Annotated in this window: 22 protein-coding genes; 15 read left to right on the top strand and 7 right to left on the bottom strand. The window is 70.1% G+C overall.

The window, feature by feature from the left end:
• Positions 1-85: 85 nt before the first annotated feature.
• Positions 86-1,585 (top strand): tetratricopeptide repeat protein, encoded by a 1,500-nt coding sequence (locus ACWD35_RS08215; RefSeq protein WP_451350335.1) that lies wholly within the window; start codon positions 86-88, stop codon positions 1,583-1,585.
• Here ACWD35_RS08215 and ACWD35_RS08210 read toward each other — a convergent pair.
• Positions 1,565-3,199, bottom strand: a complete 1,635-nt coding sequence (locus tag ACWD35_RS08210) for an IS200/IS605 family accessory protein TnpB-related protein (protein ID WP_451350334.1) — start codon at positions 3,197-3,199, stop codon at positions 1,565-1,567. The two genes, ACWD35_RS08215 and ACWD35_RS08210, sit on opposite strands and share 21 nt — an antisense overlap.
• Positions 3,200-3,449: 250 nt before the next feature.
• Positions 3,450-3,863, bottom strand: coding sequence for an SsgA family sporulation/cell division regulator (locus ACWD35_RS08205; protein WP_451350333.1), 414 nt, complete (start codon positions 3,861-3,863; stop codon positions 3,450-3,452).
• 234 nt (positions 3,864-4,097) lie between these two features.
• Here ACWD35_RS08205 and ACWD35_RS08200 point away from each other — a divergent pair, with 234 nt between their 5' ends.
• Positions 4,098-5,480 carry an RDD family protein gene (locus ACWD35_RS08200; RefSeq protein WP_451350332.1) on the top strand — a complete coding sequence of 461 codons (1,383 nt, stop codon included), beginning with the start codon at positions 4,098-4,100 and terminating at the stop codon, positions 5,478-5,480.
• Positions 5,481-5,554: 74 nt separating this feature from the next.
• A complete protein-coding gene (locus ACWD35_RS08195; protein ID WP_451350331.1) occupies positions 5,555-6,289 on the top strand; it encodes an RDD family protein in 735 nt (244 codons plus the stop codon).
• A gap of 31 nt (positions 6,290-6,320) precedes the next feature.
• Here ACWD35_RS08195 and ACWD35_RS08190 read toward each other — a convergent pair whose 3' ends face one another.
• Entirely contained in the window at positions 6,321-6,557 is a 237-nt protein-coding gene (locus tag ACWD35_RS08190) for a hypothetical protein (protein ID WP_451350330.1), read from the bottom strand.
• A 372-nt stretch (positions 6,558-6,929) separates the two neighbouring features.
• Between ACWD35_RS08190 and ACWD35_RS08185 the strand changes: the two genes are divergently transcribed.
• Together ACWD35_RS08185 and ACWD35_RS08180 are read left to right on the top strand one after the other, a co-directional pair.
• Positions 6,930-9,281 (top strand): immune inhibitor A domain-containing protein, encoded by a 2,352-nt coding sequence (locus ACWD35_RS08185; protein WP_451350329.1) that lies wholly within the window; start codon positions 6,930-6,932, stop codon positions 9,279-9,281.
• Between the two features lie 120 nt (positions 9,282-9,401).
• Positions 9,402-9,728: a hypothetical protein gene (locus ACWD35_RS08180; RefSeq protein ID WP_451350328.1), complete on the top strand. Its 327-nt coding sequence runs from the start codon at positions 9,402-9,404 to the stop codon at positions 9,726-9,728.
• A gap of 42 nt (positions 9,729-9,770) precedes the next feature.
• Here ACWD35_RS08180 and ACWD35_RS08175 read toward each other — a convergent pair whose 3' ends face one another.
• On the bottom strand, positions 9,771-10,364 hold the full coding sequence (locus ACWD35_RS08175) for a nicotinamidase (RefSeq protein ID WP_451350327.1): 594 nt from the start codon (positions 10,362-10,364) through the stop codon (positions 9,771-9,773).
• A 93-nt stretch (positions 10,365-10,457) separates the two neighbouring features.
• On the bottom strand, positions 10,458-11,804 hold the full coding sequence (locus tag ACWD35_RS08170; RefSeq protein ID WP_451350326.1) for a nicotinate phosphoribosyltransferase: 1,347 nt from the start codon (positions 11,802-11,804) through the stop codon (positions 10,458-10,460).
• Between the two features lie 57 nt (positions 11,805-11,861).
• Here ACWD35_RS08170 and clpS point away from each other — a divergent pair, with 57 nt between their 5' ends.
• From clpS to ACWD35_RS08125, 9 genes are all read left to right on the top strand, one after another.
• The gene (gene clpS / locus ACWD35_RS08165) at positions 11,862-12,179 is read left to right on the top strand and encodes an ATP-dependent Clp protease adapter ClpS (RefSeq protein WP_451350325.1); all 318 of its coding nucleotides are present in this window, start codon (positions 11,862-11,864) and stop codon (positions 12,177-12,179) included.
• Between the two features lie 45 nt (positions 12,180-12,224).
• Positions 12,225-12,830: a DUF2017 domain-containing protein gene (locus ACWD35_RS08160; protein ID WP_451350324.1), complete on the top strand. Its 606-nt coding sequence runs from the start codon at positions 12,225-12,227 to the stop codon at positions 12,828-12,830.
• Between the two features lie 361 nt (positions 12,831-13,191).
• Positions 13,192-14,628 (top strand): amino acid permease, encoded by a 1,437-nt coding sequence (locus ACWD35_RS08155; RefSeq protein WP_451350323.1) that lies wholly within the window; start codon positions 13,192-13,194, stop codon positions 14,626-14,628.
• A gap of 133 nt (positions 14,629-14,761) precedes the next feature.
• A complete protein-coding gene (locus ACWD35_RS08150) occupies positions 14,762-15,184 on the top strand; it encodes a Mov34/MPN/PAD-1 family protein (RefSeq protein ID WP_451350322.1) in 423 nt (140 codons plus the stop codon).
• Between the two features lie 79 nt (positions 15,185-15,263).
• Complete coding sequence (locus tag ACWD35_RS08145) at positions 15,264-15,359, top strand: putative leader peptide (RefSeq protein ID WP_020940333.1); 96 nt, start codon at positions 15,264-15,266, stop codon at positions 15,357-15,359.
• Between the two features lie 95 nt (positions 15,360-15,454).
• On the top strand, positions 15,455-15,733 hold the full coding sequence (locus tag ACWD35_RS08140) for a MoaD/ThiS family protein (protein WP_451350321.1): 279 nt from the start codon (positions 15,455-15,457) through the stop codon (positions 15,731-15,733).
• Between the two features lie 17 nt (positions 15,734-15,750).
• On the top strand, positions 15,751-16,701 hold the full coding sequence (locus tag ACWD35_RS08135) for a PLP-dependent cysteine synthase family protein (protein WP_451350320.1): 951 nt from the start codon (positions 15,751-15,753) through the stop codon (positions 16,699-16,701).
• 222 nt (positions 16,702-16,923) lie between these two features.
• Positions 16,924-18,999: a putative Ig domain-containing protein gene (locus ACWD35_RS08130; RefSeq protein ID WP_451350319.1), complete on the top strand. Its 2,076-nt coding sequence runs from the start codon at positions 16,924-16,926 to the stop codon at positions 18,997-18,999.
• Between the two features lie 131 nt (positions 19,000-19,130).
• Entirely contained in the window at positions 19,131-19,595 is a 465-nt protein-coding gene (locus ACWD35_RS08125; RefSeq protein WP_451350318.1) for a hypothetical protein, read from the top strand.
• A gap of 18 nt (positions 19,596-19,613) precedes the next feature.
• On the opposite strand, the gene ACWD35_RS08120 is transcribed toward ACWD35_RS08125, so the two are convergent.
• The gene (locus tag ACWD35_RS08120) at positions 19,614-20,075 is read right to left on the bottom strand and encodes a type II toxin-antitoxin system PemK/MazF family toxin (RefSeq protein WP_451350317.1); all 462 of its coding nucleotides are present in this window, start codon (positions 20,073-20,075) and stop codon (positions 19,614-19,616) included.
• Positions 20,076-20,328: 253 nt separating this feature from the next.
• Between ACWD35_RS08120 and ACWD35_RS08115 the strand changes: the two genes are divergently transcribed.
• On the top strand, positions 20,329-21,081 hold the full coding sequence (locus ACWD35_RS08115; protein ID WP_451350316.1) for an MBL fold metallo-hydrolase: 753 nt from the start codon (positions 20,329-20,331) through the stop codon (positions 21,079-21,081).
• A gap of 68 nt (positions 21,082-21,149) precedes the next feature.
• Here ACWD35_RS08115 and ACWD35_RS08110 read toward each other — a convergent pair whose 3' ends face one another.
• On the bottom strand, positions 21,150-22,400 hold the full coding sequence (locus tag ACWD35_RS08110; protein WP_451350315.1) for a PTS transporter subunit EIIC: 1,251 nt from the start codon (positions 22,398-22,400) through the stop codon (positions 21,150-21,152).
• Between the last annotated feature and the right edge of the window lie 73 nt (positions 22,401-22,473).

Below are 22,473 nucleotides of genomic sequence, written 5' to 3'. Positions count from 1 at the left end.
ATCGGTGTGAACCCGCCGACCGCGCCTTTGGGCCACCCGGCCGCGCTCGTCGTATCGACGGGTCGTACGACGCACAGTGAGCGGCATGGAGAACCGACCGAACGGGCCGTCCGCGCCGGGCACGTCCCTGATGGCCGAGCCGCCCGCGCCGCAGCGTCGCCGCCGGTGGCCGCGGCGGCTGCTGGTCGCCACGCTGGTCACCGCGGTGGCGGGCGGGGCCACGGTGGGCGCGCTGCTGGTGCTGCCGTCGCACGGGCCGCGCCGGGCGAAGCCGCCCGCTGCCGGTCCCCAGGCGCGGGCGCGGGCGCAGGAGCTGACGCTGGCGGCGGTCACCTCCGGGGTGCCGGCCGCGCTGCCCGAGGTGACGGCGCTCATCGGACGGCAGGAGAGCAGGGTGCGGGCCCGGCCGCAGGACGCGCGGGCGTGGGCGGTGCTGGGGTCCGCCTACGTGGAGCGGGGGCGCCGGACGGCCGGCGCGGAGGATTATCCGAAGGCCGAGCAGGCCCTGCGCAAGGCCTCGCAGCTGGCCGGCGACAAAGACACGGCGGCCCTGGACGGGCTGGCCGCGCTGGCGAACGCGCGCCGGGACTTCCCGACGGCGAAACAGTACGGCGAGCAGGCGCTGAAGCTGGCCCCGAAGCAGTGGACGGCGTATCCGCCGCTGCTCGACGCCTACACCGGGCTCAACGACTACAAGGCGGCCCAGCAGATCCTGGACAAGCTGCTGGCCCTGCACCCCGGAGCGGCGGCCCGGCCCGCGGTGATGGCGCGGGCCTCGGCGGCGTACCGGGACCGGGGCTGGCGCGAGGACGCGGTGGCCCAGCTGACCGAGGCGGCGGCAGCCGCCCGTACGCCCGCCGAGCAGGCCGCGTATCTCACCGGGGTGGGGCAGCTGGCCTGGGAGCGGGGCGACCGGGAGGACGCGCTGCGGCACTTCGAGGCGGCCGTACGTCTCGACCCCGACCAGCGGGCGGCGTACGCCGGGCAGGGGCGGGCGCTGGCCGCGCTGGACCGTACGACCGAGGCGCTGACCGCGTACCAGCGGGCCCTGGCGAAGCAGCCGAGCCCCGAAATCGCCCTGGAGCTGGGCGAGTTGTACGAGTCGCTGGGCATGGCCCGGCCCGCCTGGGAGCAGTACGACCGGATGCAGGAACTGGTCCGGCAGGCGGTGGCGGCCGGGGTCGACGAGGAGCTGCTGGTCGGGCGGTTCGAGGCGGACCACGGGAAGGCCGAGGAGGCGGTGGACCGGTTGCAGGCGGAGTGGCGGCGCCAGCCGGGCATCGAGGTGGCCGACGCGCTCGGCTGGGCGCTGCACAAGGTCGGTGACGACGAGGCGGCGCTGAAGTACGCCTCGGCCGCGACGGACAAGGAGAAGGGCGGCGGGGTGCGCAGCGCCCTCCACGCGTTCCACCGCGGGATGATCGAGAAGGGCCTGGACCGGACGGCACCCGCGCGCCGGCATCTTCAGGAGGCGCTGCGGATCAACCCGTACTTCTCGCCGCTGCGGGTGCCTGTGGCGCAGGCGGCGCTGCGGGGGCTGGGGGACGTACCGAACAAACCGTTCCTAAAGGCTGAGTGGGAGTGAGTCCTGGTGCCAGGACTCGTGCTCAGCCGCGTGCCCCGAACGGTTTTGGGCACGCTGGTCGCCCGCTTTCGCTCCGCGTCCGGGCGGCACGCATCTGGTGCGTGGTCCGGGAATGCGGGGGCGGGGTCCCTCACGCTCCGGGGCGCCTGGTCCGGCCTGGACGGTCCGATGCCCGTGCCCATCGCTCTGGTGGGTACGGGGTGGTGCCGTCCGTCGCCGGATCGGGTGCCCGAGGGCGCGTCGTCCGATCGCCACGGCCGCAGCGTCGTGACGAGTGGTTGTACGGGTCTTGGTGGTCAGGGGCCGTTGCCAGTGCTGGGCTCCCCAGCGGCTGGTGTAGGCGGGGTCGACCGCGACGACGGCGATGTCCTGCTCGGCGGCCATCGCCACCAGCCGGGCCTTCAACCTGGCGGTGGGGAAACGGGAGATGAGGTGGCGGAAGCGCTTGTTGCGGCCGTGCTTCTCCCGGGATGTGCCGTCGGTGAAGTCGAGGTCCTCGATCGCGACCGCCATGGCCCCACTGTGGCGGGTGTGGTGCAGCAGCCGGGTCAGGGCGTGCCGGATCTGCGCGTCGCGGTGCGATGCGGTGCCGGACAGGTCGTAGAAGAAGCGCCGGGGTTCGCCGACCGGGTTGCCGTGCACATCGAGGTGCCAGGCGGCGAGGTGGTCGTCGTTCATGTCCACCGCCACCACACCCCGGGCCAGGGCCGCCCCCAGCGGCAGCACGGGAACGGGGATGCGCTGCCATGAGGCGGTGACATACCAGCGGCCTCGCACAGTGTCGTGGTGGATGCGGTAGGCCACCGCCCGGTCGGCGGTGATCCGGTCCAGCCACTCCCCGGCCCGGTGCTTGAACTCCACCACCGCGTCCAGCACATACCGGCCGTGCGGGGCATTGGCGAGGTGGGCCAGGGCGGCGGGGAGTCTGATCGAGATGTGCCCGTTGGTGGTGATGCGGATGGTCTCGTTGCCCAGGCGTTTGCCGGACTCCCCGTCGGCGGCCAGGAACATCCGCGCCGCCTGCCACCGCTGTCGCCACGCCTCCTGGTTCAGCCCCGAGGTAGCGAGGTTGTGACGCAGGCGGGCAAGGGCTTTGCCGCCGCGCACCACGTGCACCCGGCCTGCCGCCCAGTCCGCCTCCAGCCCCGCCAGCCGGTCCTTGAGTACGTGCAGGCGCCGGGATTTGGCATGCCACTCCGTCCGCGAGCCGTAGCCGCGCGGCAGCCCTGCACGTTTGTCGGCCTTGGCGCCCAGAGGCCGGGCCAGGCGGGCCCCGATCGACGTGATCTGCCCGCGCAGCCAGACCATCTCCGCTGCCTGCCCGCGCCGGGCGAGCGCCCACTGGTCGTGGGTGGCCTTGGTGATGCTGCCCGCCCAGCGGGCCGACGAGACCTCCGTCAGCCCCCGCTTCCGCGCCGCCCAACCAGTCGCATCATGGACCAGGCCCTGCCTGCACCGCACTGCGAGATCCGCGGCGGCCAGGGAGCCGAGGAACGCTCCGACCTCGCGAAGCACCGCAGCATCCGTCGCCGAGACACGCAGCCGGGTCCGGATGGCCACCCCCGCCGGGCCGGGCACCACGAACGGCGCAGCCAGCTCCCGCAGCCCGCCCACCCCTCACCCCCGCACCGGCGCCGAAGATCCTTTCATCACCTCCAACGACCACCACCCGGAAAGGTCACACATTCGACGCAGGAACCTCTGTCCCCTTCCGGAGATTCACGCGCCGCAACACGGGACCACCGGCACTCACTCATGCATGCCAGAACTCACTCGGACTCAGCCAAACTCCAGCAGCTCCCAACCCCGGCAAGCTCTTCTGACTCCCTCTCTACCGACTCCTTCGCCTTCTCCCTTCCGGCCCTCACTGGGCGAGCAGCTGGTCGAGCGCGTCGTCGATGCCCAGCTGCCCGCCCTCGGTCCCCGGGGGCACCACCCGCAGCGTCCGCTCCAGCCAGGCCGACACCTGGGGGGTCGGCGCCTCCAGCAGGGCGTCGCCGTCGGGCGAACCGAGCGCCATCAGCACGACGCTGCGGCCCTCGGCCTTGGCCGGCCACACCCGCACGTCCCCGTGCCCGCACGGCCGGAACACGCCCTCCAGCAGGAGTTCGCGGGCGAACGTCCAGTTGACGGGGTGCTCGGAGTTGATGTGGAAGGTGATGTGGACGGCGTACGGGTCGTCGGAGCGGTAGCTGAGCAGCGCCGGGACCGGGATGCTGTGCTCCGGCGACAGGATGAGCTTCAGCTCCAGCTCCCGCTCCACCACGGTGTGATGCATGACCTGCGTTCCTTTCCGTTCGGGGCCGCCTCGGGTGGGCCCGTGCCAGGAGAGAGGGGGCAGGGGCGCGGGCATTACGCGGGTTCGGAGAAATTTTTTCCGCGGACCTGTGAGAGCCGCGCGCGGCGTTGCCCGGAAAGGAGTCGGTCCGGCGGGACTGGCGCCGTGGCATGCCCCGGTCTGATAGATGTGGAGGCCCCCATCCCACCCCCGAGCAGATACGGGACGACGGACATGAGCGCCCCAACCCCGGCCCCAGGTGACGACAGGCCCCGCGAGGGCTACTACCCGGATCCGTCCATCCCCGGCTACGTCCGGTACTGGAACGGCGCCTCCTGGGTGCCCGGCACCAGCCGGCCCGCGCCGAAGGACGGCGAGTTGCTCACCCCGCCGCCCGGCGTCCGCCCCGCGGTGCCGGCAGTGGAGGAGACGGGTCCGCACTTCTTCGACGAGGACCCGCAGCCGGAGCCCGGACCCTTCGGGCAGGAGACTCCGGGCTCCCGGGCCTCCGCCAACCAGGCCCAGGCCCAGGCCCCTTGGGGTACGGACCCGCGTATCCCCGCGGACACTCCGGCCGCGGAGGAGGGCGCCACCCCCGACACCGGCGGCACGTTCGTCTTCCGCCGCCCCACCCCCGGCCCGGCGTCCCCGCCGGACGACGGCACGATGACCTTCCGCAAGGTGGAACCGGGCGCCGGCCTGCAGGGTCAGGCCTCCGTGCCGGCGCAGGCCCAGGGTTCCGGCGCGTCCGGGGTCGGGGCCCAGGGGCCGGTGGGGGCGCCCACCTCAGCCGCGCAGGTAGCTGCCGCGCAGGCTCACCAGGCCGCCGTGGCCCCCTCGGTGCCCCAGCAGGGAGGGCCGCGGCAGGGCGGACCCCAGCACCTCGGCCCTCAGCCGAACGGGCCTCAGTCCAGCGGGCCTCAGCCGGGCGTGCCCCCGCAGGCCACCCCGGCGCAGTCCGTGCCGCCGCAAGGTGCCGCCCCCGTCACCCCGGTGACCAGCGGCCCCGGTGGTGGTCAGGCCTCGTGGGCGCAGCAGGTGCACCAGCTGGCCGGTGCCGGGGACGAGCAGCCGGTGGCTCCGTGGAAGCCGCCGGTGGAGGATGTGTTCCAGGCCGCCGCGCGCCGGCAGGCCGCCGCCCGCCCGGCCGGACTGGGCAAGCGGCTCGCCGCCCGGCTGATCGACACCCTGGTCGTCGGCGCCGTGACCGCCGCCGCCGCGGTCCCGCTCGGCATCAGGGCCGCCGACCACATCCAGGACAAGATCGACCAGGCCAAGCTGTCCGGCCGTACCGTCACCGTCTGGCTGCTCGACGGCACGACCGGCGCCGGCCTCGGCATCGTGCTCGCCGTCCTCCTCGTGTTCGGCGTCCTGTACGAGGCGCTGCCCACCGCCAAGTGGGGCCGCACCCTGGGCAAGAAGCTGTGCGGTCTGGAGGTGCGGGACATCGAGGGGCACGAGCCCCCGACCTTCGGCCGCGCCCTGCGCCGCTGGTTGGTGTACGTCGTCCCAGGCCTGCTCGGCATCGGGCTCATCGGTGTCCTGTGGTGCCTGTTCGACCGGCCCTGGCGCCAGTGCTGGCACGACAAGGCGGCCCACACCTTCGTCGCGGACTGAGGCGACGGGCGGCCGTACACCCGTACGGCCGTCCGCGGCGTGCGGAGCCGAGGGGTTCGCGATCCACTCGGGCCATGAGCAGCGAACCGCCCCCCGGCTCCGGACCGCAGCCTCCGGAAGACGACCCGTTCAAGAAGCGGCCCCCGTCGGACCAGGGGTCGGGCTCGCCGTACGACACGCCCCCCGCCGGCGGCCAGCCACCGTACGGCGGCCAGCAGCCCCCGCCCCCCGGCGGCGCCCAGCCCCCGTACGGCGGTCAGCCGCCCTATGGCGAAGGCCAACCCCCCTATGGCGAAGGCCAACCCCCCTACGGCGGCGGCCCCTACGGCACCGGCGGCTATCCCACCGACCCCCTCGCCGGGATGCCCCCGCTCGCCGACAGCGGCAAGCGCACCCTCGCGCGCATCATCGACATGATCCTCGTCGGCATCGTCGTCTGGCTGCTCACCTGGGCGTTCGGGGTCCGCGAGTACACGGTGAACGGCGACCGCGTCGAGGTCGGCAGATCGGTCGCGCAGTCCTTCACCGCGGCCGTCCTCTATGTCGGCTACGACACCATCATGATCGCCAAGACGGGCCAGACCCTGGGCAAGAAGTGGCTCAGCATGCGGGTGGCCAACCTGGACAACGGCGCCACCCCCTCCGTGCAGACCTCGCTGATCCGCGCCCTGGTGCTGTGGGTGCCGTTCGCCTTCTGCTGCGCATGCATCTGGACCGCGATCTCGGGCGGCTGGAGCTATTTCGACAAGCCGTACAAGCAGGGCCTGCACGACAAGGCGGCCAAGACGGTGGTGGTCAGCACCAGTTGATCATCCTCAGCTGACGCGAAGGGGGGTTCGGTCAGAGCGTCGTCGGGACCCGTTCCTCACCGGCCGGGGCCTCCGTCGGCGCTTCGGCCGTGCGGGTTCTCGGCAGCGATGCCGTCATGGCGACCAGTAGCCCCAGCGCGAGCGCGGCGAGGGCGATGACGGTGATGCCGAGGGCTGAACTCGTCTGGGACAGCAGCAGCATGGCGAGCGTCGAGAAGATCACGGTGCACGAACCGTAGGCGAGCTGTGCGGCGGTCGGACGAGGCATGGCAATCGTGTCCTCGGAAGATTTCGGCAGTTGCGGGGGGCGGGTGCCAATGGACTCTTCTTCGCGTGCATGCCCGAGCCGGACGCCCGGTAAGCGTGACCTAACCCACGGTACAGGTGCATGGGGGGCGCACTGAGTCATCGGGTCCGCCGGGCGGCCGGACTCCTGCGCCCGTTGAGCGAGACACAAGGTTGTTCGTAAAACGAACTTCACCTCCGCATAGTGCACTTGTCCTGCTCAAGTCAAGGTCTGTCTTTTCTTCTAAACCTCTAGTCAAATGACGTCACTTGAACACGCGCTGTTCGTGCGTGCGCGGACCCTCCATTGACCAGGACCCCCTGTCCGTGCGCGCGGCGCGGGGGAGGATCTCAAGTGATCAGTAGAACCTGGACGTTCAGAGCTGCCGCGATCGGTGTGGCGCTCGCCGCGGCCTCCGCCGGCTTCGCGACCTTTGCCGTCGCGGAGGCGAGCACCACCGCCCGGTCCGCAGCCGAGAACCGGCACGACCCGGCCACGGTGAAGCAGAAGTCGGACGACCTCGACGGTCCGATGAGCAAGACCCAGCGGGCCCAGCGCCAGGAGGCGCTGAACCAGCTCATATCGGGCAAGGCCAAGGCGCAGGAGCGCAACGGCTCCAAGGTGGTCCAGCTCAAGGGCCGCAAGGGCGACAGCAAGTACGTCGAGCTGAGCCGCGAGCGGACCGACAAGATCTTCACGATCCTGGTGGAGTTCGGCGACCAGACCGATCCCAAGTACGGCGGCACCCCCGGCCCGCTGCACAACCAGATCGCCGCGCCGGACCGCGCCAAGAACAACAGCACCGCCTGGCAGGCGGACTACAACCAGAAGCACTACCAGGACCTCTACTTCGGCACCGGCAGCAAGACGCAGTCGCTGAAGAAGTACTACGAGAAGCAGTCCTCGGGCCGCTACTCGGTCGACGGCGAGGTCACGGACTGGGTCAAGGTCCCCTACAACGAGGCCCGTTACGGCAACAACGCCTGCGGCTCCACCAACTGCCCGAGCGTGTGGAACGTCGTCAGCGACGGCCTGAACGCCTGGGTCGCCAAGCAGAAGGCGGCCGGCAAGTCCGACGCCGACATCAAGGCGGACCTGGCCAAGTACGACCAGTGGGACCGCAACGACTACGACGGCGACGGCAACTTCAACGAGCCCGACGGCTACGTCGACCACTTCCAGATCGTGCACGCCGGTGAGGACGAGTCCGCGGGCGGCGGCGCCCAGGGCAAGGACGCGATCTGGGCCCACCGCTGGTACGCCTTCGGCACCGACGCCGGCGCCACCGGCCCCGACAACAACAAGCTGGGCGGCGCGCAGGTCGGCAACACCGGCGTCTGGGTCGGCGACTACACCATCCAGCCGGAGAACGGCGGCCTCGGCGTCTTCGCCCACGAGTACGGCCACGACCTGGGCCTGCCGGACGAGTACGACACCAACGGCGGCGACAACTCCACCGGCTTCTGGACGCTGATGTCCTCCGGTTCCTGGCTCGGCACCGGCAAGGAGTCCATCGGCAACCTGCCCGGCGACTTCAACGCCTGGGACAAGCTCCAGCTGGGCTGGCTGAACTTCGACACCGCCAAGGCCGGCATCAAGTCCTGGCACAAGCTGGGTCTGGCCGAGTACAACACCAAGTACCGCCAGGCGCTGGTGATCAACCTGCCCGACAAGGCGGTCAAGACCGAGATCGTCACCCCGGCCGAGGGCGCCACCCAGTGGTGGAGCGGCAGCGGTGACAACCTCAAGAACACGCTGACTCGTTCTGTCGACCTGACCGGCAAGTCCTCGGCCACCCTGGGCCTGGACGGCTGGTACGACATCGAGAAGGACTACGACTACCTCTACACCGAGGTGTCGACCGACGGCGGCGCCAACTGGACCGCCCTGGACGGCACGGTCGACGGCCAGGCCATCCCGCGTGACGGCTCGGGCAAGCCGGTCCTCACCGGCTCGGTCGACGGCTACAAGAAGCTGTCGTACTCGCTGGACGCCTACGCGGGCAAGAAGATCGACATCCGCTTCCGCTACCAGAGCGACGGCGGCGTGGCCCTGAAGGGCTTCGCGGCGGACGAGATCACGCTGACGGCGGACGGCTCGACCGTCTTCTCCGACAACGCCGAGTCGGCGGACGCCGCCTGGACCGCGAGCGGCTTCTCCCGCATCGGCGCGTCCTTCACCAAGGACTACAAGCAGTACTACATCGCCGAGAACCGCCAGTACGCGTCGTACGACAAGACGTTGAAGGTCGGCCCGTACAACTACGGTTTCTCGACGACCCGTCCGGAGTGGGTGGAGCACTACTCGTACCAGCCCGGCCTGCTCATCTGGAAGTGGGACACCTCCCAGGCGGACGACAACACCAAGGACCACCCGGGCACGGGTCTGATCCTGCCGGTGGACGCCCACGCGAAGGCGCTGAAGTGGGCCGACGGCACGCTGCTGCGCAACCGCATGCAGGCCTTCGACTCGCCGTTCAGCCTTCAGGACACGGACGCGCTCACGCTGCACAAGGCCGATGTCGCGACCACCATCCCGGCGCGCAAGGGTGTGTCGGTCTTCAACGACCACACCCACACCTACTGGGACTCGACCAACCCGACCGGTGGCGTCAAGATCACTGACACCAACACCAAGGTCAAGATCATCAAGCAGGGCCAGAATGGCTCCACGATCGAGCTCGAAGTCGGCCCCGCGGTGAACTAAGCGGTAATTTCGCAGGTCAGAAGCGTATCGGCGGCAACCCCTGGCGGGTTGCCGCCGATCGTGTTTAGGTGCGTCCTGTGGCTCGCTTATTGACACCGAACGAAACGGGGATGTGACCGCATGGCCGCAGGAGGCTTCTGCAAGCTGCCGAACGGCACGATGGTGGTGGCGCTGAACCTGCCGCCCCTCGCCGACGGCTCGACCGGCGTACGGGTGCTCGTCCACGCCCAGAACCGTGCCCGGGCCCTGACCAGGCTGCGCAACCTGGGCCTGCGCGCGATCTACCTGCGCGGCAACACCGCCCCACCGACACCGGACGAGATCACGGCGGTCCTGCACCACCCCGACGGCCTGATATGGCGCACGGCGCCCGACAACGGTGTCACGGTGACGGAGCTGTGGCGCCCGATCCGAGCGCTGCTCCGCAGCTCAGTGGCGGTTCCGTAGCCGGGGGAGAGGCGTGCCGGAAGGGGCTTCCCAGGCCCTGTCCTAGCCGCTCACCACCGGCTTGCCGGTGAGTTCGACGCCCGCTCCTCGCAGCTCCTCCAGGGCCCGCTCCGTCGTCTCGGGGGCGACCCCCGCCGTGAGGTCCAGCAGGACCTGGGTGCGGAAGCCCTCTCGCGCGGCGTCCAGCGCGGTGGCGCGTACGCAGTGGTCGGTGGCGATGCCCACGACGTCCACCTCGGTGATCCCCCGCTCGTGCAGCCATTCGGCGAGCGGGACCTCGTTCTCGTCCTTGCCCTCGAAACCGCTGTACGCCGCCGAGTACGCGCCCTTGTCGAACACCGCGTCCACCGCCCCGGAAGCCACGGCCGGGGCGAAGTTCGGGTGGAAGCCGACGCCCTCCGTGCCCGCGACGCAGTGCGCGGGCCAGGAGCGGACGTAGTCGGGGTTGTCGGCGAAGTGCCCGCCGGGTGCGATGTGGAGGTCGCGCGTGGCCACCACGTGCCGGTAGCCGGTGCCGGCCGCCTGCCCGATCAGCTCGGTGATCGCGGCGGCCACGTCCGCACCGCCGCTCACCGCGAGGCTGCCCCCCTCGCAGAAGTCGTTCTGCACATCTACGACGATCAAGGCGCGGCGCATGATGGGTGTCCTTCGACTGAGGATGGAACTACTGAGCCTAGAGACTTCTGGGCCGGGGCGGGAGACGGCGTGAGCGGTGGGTGGCGACCCGCTTTAGCTACCCGAGGGCACGTGGACGTACTCCGTCGGGAGGACGGGTTCCCCGCGCGAGAGCTGTGTAGCGGACAGCGGCAGATTCGCCCGGGCCGCGATGTGGCGCTGCCGTGGGACGTCCAGGGGTTCCCGGGTGACCACCTCGCCCCCCTTGACCAGCTCCACCAGCAGCTGCCGGTCCGCCAGCCCGGCCGGTACGGCGCCGGTGCCGACGACCTCGGCCTCCGCGACCCCGTCCGCGTCCAGCCGGCGGGCCGCCCACTTGCGGCCCCCGATGGAGGTCTTGCCGCCGGTGGCCTTCTTCGCGACCGGGATCAGCGGAGCGTTCCGGGTGGCGGAGCCGGCGCGGGCGACCAGCTTGTAGACCATCGAGCAGGTCGGGTGCCCGGAGCCGGTCACCAGCTGGGTGCCGACGCCGTACGCGTCCACGGGCGCCGCCGCCAGCGAGGCGATGGCGTACTCGTCCAGGTCCGAGGTCACGACGATCTTGGTGTGCCGGGCGCCCAGCTCGTCCAGCTGCGCCCGCACCCGGTGGGCCACGAGCAGCAGGTCGCCCGAGTCGATGCGGACCGCGCCCAGCTCCGGCCCGGCCACCTCCACCGCCGTACGGACGGCCTCGGCGACGTCGTACGTGTCCACCAGCAGGGTCGTGCCCCGGCCGAGGGAGTTCACCTGGGCCTGGAAGGCGTCCCGCTCGTGGTCGTGCAGCAGGGTGAAGGCGTGCGCGGAGGTGCCGACGGTCGGGATGCCGTAGCGGAAGCCGGCCGCCAGGTCGGAGGTGGTGGCGAAGCCGCCGATGTACGCGGCGCGCGAGGCGGCCACGGCGGCCAGCTCGTGGGTGCGCCGGGCGCCCATCTCGATCAGCGGCCGGTCGCCCGCGGCGGAGGCCATGCGGGAGGCCGCGGCGGCGATCGCGGAGTCGTGGTTGAGGATGGAGAGGATCACCGTCTCCAGCAGCACGCACTCGGCGAAGGTGCCCTCGACCCGCATGATCGGCGAGCCGGGGAAGTACACCTCGCCCTCGGGGTAGCCCCAGATGTCACCGCTGAAGCGGTAGCCGGCGAGCCACTTCAGGGTCTCCTCGTCGACGATCTTCTGCTCGCTCAGGAAGCCCAGCATGCCGTTGTCGAAGCGGAAGTTCTCCACCGCGTCCAGGACGCGCCCGGTGCCCGCGACCACGCCGTAGCGGCGCCCGTCGGGCAGGCGCCGGGTGAAGACCTCGAACACGCTCCGCCGTTCGGCCGTACCGGCCTTCAGTGCGGCCTGGAGCATGGTCAGCTCATACTGGTCCGTGAAAAGCGCCGTCGAGGGAACAGCCACCGGCAGCCCAAGGTCCGCTGTGTTCATGACGATAGATGCTACCCCCATTTCGTCAGTGTGACGATTTATCGGGGGCGTGGCAGCATGGGCACTGTGACGTCACCCGCGCCCGTAGAGATCGAACGCACCGAATCGGCGGAGGAGGTCTTCGCCGTACCCGAGCCCGACGTCCCCTGGCTGACGATCGTCCACAACGATCCGGTCAACCTGATGAGCTACGTGACCTACGTCTTCCAGATGTACTTCGGCTACACCAAGGACAAGGCCACCAAGCTCATGCTCGACGTCCACCACAAGGGCCGGGCGGTCGTCTCCAGCGGTACACGCGAGGAGATGGAGCGCGACGTGCAGGCGATGCACGGCTACGGTCTGTGGGCCACCCTTCAGCAGGATCGCAAGTAGCCAGCAAGTAGCCAGCCAGTAGACCGCCAAGCAGCGAAAAGACCCATGCCCGGAACCTTTGAACCGCTTCCCGGCGGCGGCGCGGCCGTCGCGCTCGACGACGTCGAGATCTCGATCATCCGGTCGCTGGCCGTCCAGCTCCTGGAGCTCATCGGCCCCGGCCCCGCCGAGGGCGCCCCCGCGGACCCGCTCGCCGAGCTGTTCGCCGAGGGGCCGAGCGAGCCGCCCGCCGACCCGGTCCTGCGCAGGCTCTTCCCGGACGCCTACAGCGACCCGGAGCGGGTGCCCGACTCGCCGGGGCAGGCCGAGGAACAGCGGGCGCACTCCGCGGAGTTCCGCCGCTACACCGAGAACGACCTCAGGGCCGGCAAGCGGGACAACGCGCTCGCGGTCATCCGCACCCTGGACGCGCTCACCCCGGGCGGGGACGACGGAGCGGTGCTCCAGCTGAGCCCGGACGAGTCCCGGCAGTGGCTCGGCGCCCTCAACGACCTCCGCCTGGCCATCGGCGCCCGGCTGGAGATCACCGACGAGGACGACACCGACATGCTCTACCGGCTCCCGGACGAGGACCCGCGCAAGCCGATGGTGATGGCCTATCTGTGGCTGGGCGGGCTCCAGGAGACCCTCGTGGCGACTCTGATGCCGTAACCGCCGACCTTTGTGCCCCGATATGGGCGCGAAAGTGTTCGCTCAACGGACGCTCAGATCCGGATAACGATCCCGTTACCGTTGCGGCCATGTTTGCCGCAATTGGTAGTTCTTTGTCCGCTTTTCCCTGTGTGATGCCTCACAACGCGCCCCCGCGATCAATATTGCGGCCGTGATAAATCTTCACGACCGCCCGGCCAACACCACCCATGTTCGGCCGGGTGCGCCACCGAGCCGGCAACCGCCGGCCAGGCACGGGCGGACCTGGAAAGCCGCCCAGCTCCATCAATCCGGGGGGATCGAAACCCGATCCGAGGCCGACGAAAGGCCCGGTTCGGCATGGAGAAAGGCGATCCACACAATGACCTCAGCGCAGGTCGATCAGCATCGGGACGGCAACGAGGCCGTGCGGGACGCGGCAGAGGGCGGCGGCGAGGGGTATCAGCGCGGGCTCGGCTCGCGGCAGATCCAGATGATCGCCATCGGCGGTGCCATCGGCACCGGCCTGTTCCTCGGCGCGGGCAAGGGCATCTCCAAGGCGGGCCCCAGCCTGATCCTGGCGTACGCCGTCGCGGGCCTGGTCATCTTCCTCATCATGCGGGCGCTCGGCGAACTGCTGATGTACCGGCCGGTGTCCGGTTCCTTCTCGGAGTACGCGCGCGAGTTCATCGGTCCCTTCGCCGGGTTCGTCACCGGCTGGACCTACTGGCTGTTCTGGGTCGTCACCGGCATCACCGAGGTCACCGCCGCGGCTGCCTATATGACGTACTGGTGGAACATCCCGCAGTGGCTGTCGGCCCTGGTCTTCACGGTCATCCTGTACGGCGCCAACCTGATCTCGGTGAAGCTCTTCGGTGAGCTGGAGTTCTGGTTCTCGATGGTCAAGGTCACCGCGATCATCGGCATGATCCTGATCTGCGCCGGCATCCTCACCCTCGGCTTCTCCGACGCCGGCGACACCGCCTCCGTGAGCCACCTGTGGAGCGACGGCGGCTTCTTCCCGCACGGCATCGGCAACACCCTGATGACCCTGCAGATGGTCATGTTCGCCTTCCTCGCCGTCGAGCTGGTCGGTGTGACCGCGGGCGAGTCCAAGGACCCGAAGACCGTGCTGCCCAAGGCGATCAACACCGTGCCGTGGCGCATCGCCGTCTTCTACGTGGGCGCGCTGATCATGATCCTGTCGGTCGTGCCGTGGACGCAGTTCCACCCGGGCGTCAGCCCCTTCGTGGCCGCCTTCGAGAAGATGGGCTTCGCCGCGGGCGCGGGCATCGTCAACTTCGTGGTCCTCACGGCCGCGCTGTCGTCCTGCAACTCCGGCATGTACTCCACCGGCCGCATGCTGCGCGACCTCGCGCTCAACGGCCAGGGCCCGAAGGCCTTCACGAAGCTGACCTCCAGCGGCACCCCGCTGGTGGGCACGACGGTCTCCGCCGCGCTGATGATGGTGGGCGTCTGGATCAACTACCAGTGGCCGGGCAAGGCGTTCGACTACGTGGTCTCCTTCGCCACCATCTCCGGCATGTGGGCCTGGATCGTCATCCTGATCTGCCAGATCCGCTACCGGACCCTGTCCGACCGCGGTGTGCTGCCCCGCTCCGAGTTCCGCGCGCCGGGCGGCCGGCTGGCCAGCTGGTCCGCGCTCGCCTTCATCGGCATGGTGATCGTGATGATGGGCATCGACAAGGACGCCCGGATCTCGCTTTACTGTGCACCGCTGTGGGCAGCGATCCTCGGTGTCTCCTACTGGGCGCTCAAGCGCCGCAACCCGGAGGCCGCCGCCTTCACCAAGCGCTGACTTCCACCCAGGACGTCCGGCGGCCGGGAGCACTCGTGGCGCCCCCGGCCGCTGCCGCTCAGGACGTCCACCATGTGGGCCGCCCTGTACCGAACCTCGGTACAGGGCGGCCCACATGCTTATTCTGAGCGTCATGCTGACCATCACCCAGGCGCTCTACGACCAGATCGTCGCCCACGCGCGCGAGGACCACCCCGACGAGGCGTGCGGCGTCGTGGCGGGCCCGGAGGGCGCCGGCCGCCCCGAGCGCTTCATCCCGATGCTCAACGCGGCCCGCTCGCCCACCTTCTACGAGTTCGACTCGCAGGATCTGCTCAAGCTCTACCGGGAGCTGGACGACCGCGACGAGGAGCCGGTGATCATCTACCACTCCCACACCGCGACCGAGGCCTACCCGTCCCGCACCGACATCTCCTACGCCAATGAGCCGGGTGCCCACTACGTCCTCGTGTCGACGGCCGACACCGACGGCCTCGGTGAGTTCCAGTTCCGCTCGTACCGCATCGTGGACGGCGAGGTCACGGAGGAGGAGGTCAAGGTCGTCGAGGCCTACTGATCTCAGCATCCGGTCAAAAGTCATCCGCCATTCGAGATCACACTCGGGGACCCGGATCGGGAATCGATACGATGAGTCCATGGTTCTGAACGACGTGAGCGAGAAGACGCCGGGCATCCTGCTCGTGGCGCGGCTGCACGTCGACCTGTGCAGGCTGAACAGCGCCATCTGTTGACGTTCCCCGCCCCGCCGTACGGCCGTACGCCGCGGCGCGCCGCTCCGCGCGCGCACACCGAAACGACGAACTTTCCCCGACAGGAGCCCGCAACCATGGCCATCAAGGTCAGCATCCCCACCATCCTTCGCCAGTACACCGACAACCAGAAGGCGGTGGAGGGCAACGGTGAGACGCTCGCCGCGCTGTTCGCCGACCTGGAGACCCGCTACACGGGCATCGAGGCCCGCATCGTGGACAAGGGTCAGCTGCGCCGCTTCGTCAACGTGTACCTGAACGACGAGGACGTCCGCTTCCTCGACAACATCAACACCAAGCTGTCCGAGGGCGACACCGTGACGATCCTGCCGGCCGTCGCCGGCGGCATGGCCTGATCGGCCGCTGACCGACGATGCGCTACGACTCCCCGCTGGCCGCGGTGGGCAACACCCCTCTGGTGCGCCTGCCGCGGTTGTCGCCGTCCGCCGAGGTCCGGATCTGGGCCAAGCTGGAGGACCGCAACCCGACCGGCTCGGTCAAGGACCGTCCCGCCCTGCACATGGTCGAGCAGGCGGAGAAGGACGGCCGGCTGACCCCGGGCTGCACGATCCTGGAGCCCACCTCCGGCAACACCGGCATCTCGCTCGCGATGGCCGCCAAGCTCAAGGGCTACCGCATGGTGTGCGTGATGCCCGAGAACACCTCGCAGGAGCGCCGTGACCTGCTCGGCATGTGGGGCGCCGAGATCATCTCCTCCCCGGCCGCGGGCGGCTCCAACACCGCCGTGCGCGTGGCCAAGGAGCTGGCCGCCGAGCACCCCGACTGGGTGATGCTCTACCAGTACGGCAATCCGGACAACGCGGGCGCCCACTACGCGACCACCGGCCCGGAGATTCTGGCCGACCTCCCCTCCATCACCCACTTCGTCGCCGGTCTCGGCACCACGGGCACCCTGATGGGCGTCGGCCGCTACCTGCGCGAGCACAAGCCGGACGTGCAGATCGTCGCCGCCGAACCGCGCTACGACGACCTGGTGTACGGCCTGCGCAACCTCGACGAGGGCTTCGTACCGGAGCTGTACGACGCCTCCGTCCTCACCACCCGCTTCTCGGTCGGCTCGGCCGACGCGGTCACCCGCACCCGGGAACTCCTCCAGCAGGAGGGCATCTTCGCGGGCGTCTCCACCGGCGCCGCCCTGCACGCGGCGATCGGCGTCGGCAACAAGGCGGTCAAGGCCGGCCAGAGCGCCGACATCGTCTTCGTCGTGGCCGACGGCGGCTGGAAGTACCTCTCCACCGGCGTCTACACGGCGGCCACGACGGAAGAGGCCATCGAGACCCTCCAGGGCCAGCTCTGGGCCTAGATCGTCCCAAGCGCACACCAGCCCCCTCCTATGAGGGGGCTAAGCGCTTTTTATGGCTGGGCAAAGACTTGCCTTCAGTACTGCCGGTGATGCCAGGGCCAAGGCTAGGTTCCTCCCGGACAGTGTCATGCTCATGATTGCGTCATTTCGCCGCCGCTACGCGCATCACGGGCCTGCCCTTCCAATGCGAGAAACCCCACTTCCCCATGGAGGCAGTACCCCATGCGTGAGTCACGCACGGGCGAGCGGACGACGGGTCTGCGAAGACTCCTCGCCGTCGCCTTCCCCGCGCTCGCCCTCACCGTCGCCGGACTGGCGGCGGCACCGGTGGCCGGCGCCCAGCCCGCGGCGGCCCCGGCCGCCGCGCACCCCACCACCAAGGTCGGGCAGAACACCAAGGCCCTGACCGACCCCACGCGGCAGACCTTCCACACGACCGGCAAGGCCGGCCAGAAGGTCCCGACCGAGCACCTGTGCGCCAAGCCTGCGCCGGGTCACGCGTCCTGCTTCGCCGAGCGCCGTACCGACATCAAGCAGCGGCTCGCCTCGGCCCTCGCCGCCGCCACGCCCTCCGGCCTCTCCCCGGCCAACCTGCACAGCGCCTACAAGCTGCCCACCACGGGCGGTTCCGGCATGACGGTCGCCATCGTCGACGCGTACAACGACCCCAACGCCGAGTCGGACCTGGCCACTTATCGTTCGCAGTACGGCCTGTCCTCCTGCACCAAGGCCAACGGCTGCTTCAAGCAGGTAAGCCAGACCGGTTCGACGACGAGCCTGCCCACCAACGACACCGGCTGGGCCGGTGAAGAGGCGCTCGACTTCGACATGGTCAGCGCCGTCTGCCCGAACTGCAACATCATCCTCGTCGAGGCCAACTCCGCGAACGACACCGACCTCGGCATCGCCGAGAACGAGGCGGTCGCGCTCGGCGCCAAGTTCGTCTCCAACAGCTGGGGCGGCTCCGAGGCGTCCAGCCAGACCACCGAGGACACCCAGTACTTCAAGCACCCGGGCGTCGCCATCACCGTCTCCTCCGGTGACTCCGCCTACGGCGCCGAGTACCCGGCGACCTCCCAGTACGTGACCGCCGTCGGCGGCACCGCGCTCACCACCTCGACCAACTCCCGCGGCTGGTCCGAGTCGGTGTGGCACACCAACTCCACCGAGGGCACCGGCTCCGGCTGCTCCGCCTACGACCCGAAGCCGGCCTGGCAGACCGACACCGGCTGCACCAAGCGCATGGAGGCCGACGTCTCCGCGGTCGCCGACCCGGCCACCGGCGTCGCGGTCTACGACACCTACGGCGGCACCGGCTGGGGCGTCGTCGGCGGCACCAGCGCCTCCGCCCCGATCGTCGCCGGCGTCTACGCCCTCGCGGGCACCCCGGGCTCGACCGACTACCCGGCGAAGTACCCGTACCAGCACACCGGCAACCTGTACGACGTGACCAGCGGCTCCAACGGCTCCTGCACCACCTCGTACTTCTGCACCGCGGGCACCGGCTACGACGGCCCGACCGGCTGGGGCACCCCGAACGGCACCGCCGCCTTCACCTCCGGCACCACCAGCGGCAACACGGTGACCGTCACCAACCCCGGCAGCCAGTCCACGGCCACCGGCAGCGCGGCGAGCCTCCAGGTCAACGCCACCGACAGCGCGGGCGCGACCCTGACCTACAGCGCCTCCGGTCTGCCGACCGGGCTGTCCATCAACAGCTCCACCGGCCTGATCTCCGGCACGGCGTCCGCCGCGGGCACCTACCAGGTCACCGTGACCGCGACCGACTCCACCGGCGCCTCCGGCTCGACCTCCTTCACCTGGACGGTCACCGCCACGGGCGGCACCTGCACCTCCTCCCAGCTGCTGGCCAACCCCGGCTTCGAGTCGGGCGCCACCGGCTGGACGGCGTCCAGCGGTGTCATCACCAACGACACCGGTGAGGCCGCGCACGGCGGCTCCTACAAGGCCTGGCTCGACGGCTACGGCTCCTCGCACACCGACACGGTGTCCCAGTCGGTGACGATCCCGGCCGGCTGCAAGGCCACGCTCACCTTCTACCTGCACATCGACACCGCCGAGACCGGCAGCACCGCGTACGACAAGCTGACCGTGTCCGCCGGTTCGACCACCCTGGCGACGTACTCCAACGTCAACGCCGCCTCCGGGTACGCGCAGAAGACCTTCGACCTGTCCTCGTTCGCCGGTCAGACGGTCACCCTGAAGTTCAACGGCGTGGAGGACTCCTCGCTGCAGACCAGCTTCGTCGTGGACGACACCGCCCTGACGACCAGCTGACCCGTACGGCCCTGGGATCCCGCACACGCGAGCCGTGTGCGGGATCCTGCTGTGCAGGGGATCCGTTTGTGCCGCTGGTACGTCACATCTGCACCAGCGGCCGGCCCCGGCCACGGCAGAAAGGCGGATTCATGCGCCGTACGACGCCCATCGCTCTCGCGGCGGCAGCGCTGCTCCTCACCGCCTGCGGTTCCCAGAGCGGCGGCGGGGACTCAGGCAGCAACGACAACGTGTCGCCGTCCGCCCCCACGCGCTCGCCGAACCCGACCGCCGGGGCATGCACGAGCCGGCTGGAGCTGACGGCCGCCGACAACGGCCGTACCGTCTGCCTGGTCAAGGGTGGCGAGCTGCGGCTCACCCTGGACGGCACCAAGGAGCGCCCCTGGAAGCCGGTCAGCCTGACCGGCACGGCCCTGGAGGCGATCAACGCGGGCCTCGTCCTCCTACCGGGCGACGCCTCGGCGGCCTACCGGGCGGTGGCGGCCGGAAAGGCCGAGCTGACCTCGTCCCGCCCGCTGTGCGCCGAGCCCACCGCGCCCGGCCAGATGTCCTGCAAGGGCATCCAAGAGTGGAAGGTGACCGTCACCGTCCGCTGACAGCCCTCGTCCGTCGGCTCAGCCCGCAAGGTGCCGTACCTGGTCCCACAGGACCGGGTCGACCACGCCCACCCGGCGCCGGAAGTCGCCCACCGGCACCTCGCGCAGCTCGTCGGTCTCCAGGAAGCTGGGCCGGCCGTGGGCGTCGCCGACCGCGCCGGGCGGCAGCGGGATCACCCCGGCGCGCTCGTCGTGGTACTTGGTGGTGATCTTCGCGACCGTGGCCCGGTCGCCATGCACGGCCAGCACCAGACAGGGCCGGTCCTTAACCCCGGTCCTGTCCTCCTCGTAAGGCACTTCGGCCCACCAGATGTCGCCCGGACTCGGCCGCGCGCCCGGCGCCCGCCGGCCGCCGGGCCGTCCGGGCGGACGCAGCCGGTGACCGCCGGGCCGCCGCCCGCGGCCCCAGCCGTCGACGAGCGTGGCGACCAGCGCGAGCAGCACCACCGCCGCGAGCGCCAGCCACCAGGACGTGTCCATAGCCACGACGTTACCGGCGCGCGCCGAGCATCGCGCGCCTTCTTGCGCGCCGTATCCGCCACGGGTCCAGCCGAACCGGTGACAGCACAGGTGAGTTCGCCCACAACGGCCCCTGGCAGGGAAGCGACCCGCCCTTCCGCGCCTTACTCTCGACGGACCGCACGACCCCTGCGCCCCCACGTGTTCGCGACCCTTTCTTCACCGCTCTTCCGCTCCCGCCCACCGTTTTCCCGCCAACGGAGGTTTCTGCTTCATGAAGCTCACCGTCGTCGGCTGCTCGGGGTCGTTCCCGTCCGCGGAATCGGCCTGTTCGAGCTACCTCGTCGAGGCCGACGGCTTCCGGCTGCTCCTCGACATGGGCAACGGCGCCCTCGGCGAGCTGCAGCGCCACTGCGGTCTCTACGACCTCGACGCGATCTTCCTCAGCCATCTGCACGCCGACCACTGCATCGACATGCTCGGGTACTTCGTCGCGCGCTACTACCGCCACGAGGGCGGTCGCTGTGACCCGATCCCGGTCTACGGCCCCGAGGGCACCGAACACCGGCTGACCACGGCCTACGCCGACACGCCCTCCGCGTCCTCGATGAGCGAGGTCTTCGACTTCCACACGGTCAAGCCGTCCACGTTCGAGATCGGCCCCTTCACGGTGCACACCGAGCGGGTCAGCCACCCCGTGGAGGCGTACGCCATCCGTCTTGAGCACGGGGGGCGCTCGCTGACGTACTCCGGCGACACGGGCGTCACCGAGGCGCTGGACACGCTGGCCCGGGACACCGACCTGTTCCTGTGCGAGGCCGCGTTCACGTACGGCAAGGAGAACATCCCGGACCTGCACCTCAACGGCCGCGAGGCGGGCGAGACGGCCGCCCGCGCGGGCGCGCGGCGCCTGGTCCTCACCCACATCCCGCCGTGGACCGACCCGCAGGTCAACCTCGCGGACGCCCGCGCGGTCTACGACGGCCCGGTGGAACTGGCCGCGCCGCGGAAGACGTACGAGATCTAGTCGGACGTACGCGAAGGCCCCGGAACCTCGCCGGTTCCGGGGCCTTGTTCATGCCGTGGTGGCGGGACTCACGCCTTGGTGAGGTCCTCGACCTCCTCCTCGGGCTCGCGGCCCGGGGTGGGGATGTTGAACTTGATGATCGCGAAGCGGAAGACCACGTAGTAGATCACCGCGAAGACCAGGCCGATCGGGATGATCATCCAGGGCTTGGTGGCCAGGCCCCAGTTGAGGAAGTAGTCGATCGCACCGGCCGAGAAGCTGAAGCCGTGGTGCACGCCCAGCGACCAGGTGACGGCCATCGAGACGGCGGTGAGGACCGCGTGGATCGCGTACAGCAGCGGGGCGATGAACATGAACGCGAACTCGATCGGCTCGGTGATGCCGGTGACGAACGAGGTCAGGGCCAGCGAGAGCATCATGCCGCCGACGACCTTGCGGCGCTCGGGCCGGGCGCAGTGGGTGATCGCCAGGGCGGCGGCCGGCAGGGCGAACATCATGATCGGGAAGAAGCCCGTCATGAACTGGCCGGCGGTCGGGTCGCCGTGGAAGAAGCGCGGCAGGTCACCGTGCCAGACGGCACCGGAGGAGTCCTTGTAGGAGCCGATCTCCTGCCAGGCCACCGTGTTGACGAACTGGTGCATGCCGACCGGCAGAAGCCCTCGGTTGATGGCGCCGAAGATGCCCGCGCCGACGGCACCGAGGCCGGTCATCCACTCGCCGAAGTTCGTGATGACGTTGCCGATGGGCTCCCAGATCAGACCGAAGACCACGCCGACGCCGGTGCCGATGAAGGCCATCAGGATCGGGACCAGACGGCGGCCGTTGAAGAAGCCCAGCCAGTCGGGCAGCTTGGTCCGGTGGAAACGCTGCCAGGTCACGGCGGCTATGAGGCCCATGATGATGCCGCCGAAGACCTTGGGGTCGTTGTAGGTGGCGGCGATGTCCGCACCCTTGGTGACCTTGGCCTCGGTGATCGGGAACGCGGTCAGCACGTTCTTGTACACCAGGAAGCCGACCAGCGCGGCCAGCGCGGTGGAACCGTCGGCCTTCTTGGCGAAGCCGATGGCGATGCCCACGCAGAACAGCAGCGGCAGGTTGCTGAACACGGCGTCGCCGGCGGTGGCGAACACGGCCGCGACCTTGTTCCACCCGAGACCGTCCTTGCCGAACACGTCGTCCTGGCCGAGCCGGAGCAGGATGCCCGCCGCCGGCAGCACGGCGATCGGGAGCTGCAGGCTGCGGCCGACCTTCTGCAGACCCTGGAACAGGCCGGATCCCCGCTTCTTCGCGGGGGCCGCCGTTGCGGTGGCGGTGGTCATAGGTCCTCCATCGGGGGTGGTCTACACCACTCAGTGGTGTAGACCTGTTGTACACGATGAAGGGCAGATAAGG

Source organism: Streptomyces sp. NPDC002671 (assembly GCF_053592475.1).
The sequence above is the reverse complement of the archived record's forward strand: the minus strand, read 5'-3'. Positions and strand labels throughout refer to the sequence as shown.